At 35.8% G+C, this 1,036-nt stretch carries 1 protein-coding gene; it reads left to right on the forward strand.

Annotation, left to right across the window (positions count from 1 at the left end):
* Window positions 1–218: 218 nt before the first annotated feature.
* Complete coding sequence (locus IQR33_RS05780; RefSeq protein ID WP_005373876.1) at window positions 219–485, forward strand: hypothetical protein; 267 nt, start codon at window positions 219–221, stop codon at window positions 483–485.
* Window positions 486–1,036 lie beyond the last annotated feature (551 nt).

A 1,036-nucleotide genomic window follows, 5' to 3' on the forward strand; every position in this document is an offset into this window, starting at 1 on the left:
AAAACTGCCTGACAAAGCATTTCTAATATGTATGTTTCTAATGTTTTAAATTCGCATGGTTAATTTGACACTTGGTTAGCGAAATTTACCAGACGAAGATAACGTTGAATATGAGGTTTTATTTAAGTTGTTGAAAAATAACAAAATAAAAGTTGGCATCGTATGTGCAATATATGAATTGTAATTAAAATTAACTGCTAATCCTCAAGGAGCTTATTATGAAAAGCGTATTTCTATCTACTCTAAGTCTTATTGCTGTAATGTCATCACCAATCGCTGCTGCTAACACTTTAGACAAAGAGGAGTGGAGCTCAGATTTACGTCAGGACTTTTCTGAGATGAAACATGAAGCTATAGCAGATATTCAGCAAATGAACATGGATGCCATTCACGCACGTGATGAGCGTATCGTGAAAAACATTAAAGATGAGCAAGAACAGTTAGTAAAGGTAACGTGCCACAAAGAGAAAGCAAGCAAGTCATAAACGCCGCTAAAAGAGACTAACAGACGAAAATGAATCCAATACGAGTTCGGTGTTAGTTAGCAGTAAGCACTGACCTTGTTGCTCTACTTGCCAGCCTTTTAAGGCTGGCTTTTTTGTTTCTCATTTCATGGGTGGAGATCAGATCCTCAAGCTTATTATCAATAGTTGGCGTGTTTGATGAGCTATTGCTGGATGGAGCGGATGTAACTTTCAAAAGTGTAGATTTCAGTAAAGTGGAGGTGATGTTAGATATTTAAAATTTAGAAAAGATCCGATCTCCTTTTTGACCTTCATAATACCTTAGTATGTGGCTTACCTTTACTTGAATTAGAACTCATATTGCAGGCTCTCGTTTAAAGGTATTGATGCATATTTGAAGAGTAAGAGATAGACATATGAGTTTTATTAAAATGTGTAAAGATGGTTTTAGAGGAAAGCCGGATTTCTCTGACTTATTACATAATGCGTTCCAGATAGATGACTTAGTGCTGTCATTTGAGTGTCCGAACAACATATATGAAGGACATGTATACCAGGATCTTGTTAATTTA

The organism is Vibrio sp. OPT46 (assembly GCF_015163535.1).
Lineage (GTDB): Bacteria > Pseudomonadota > Gammaproteobacteria > Enterobacterales > Vibrionaceae > Vibrio > Vibrio alginolyticus.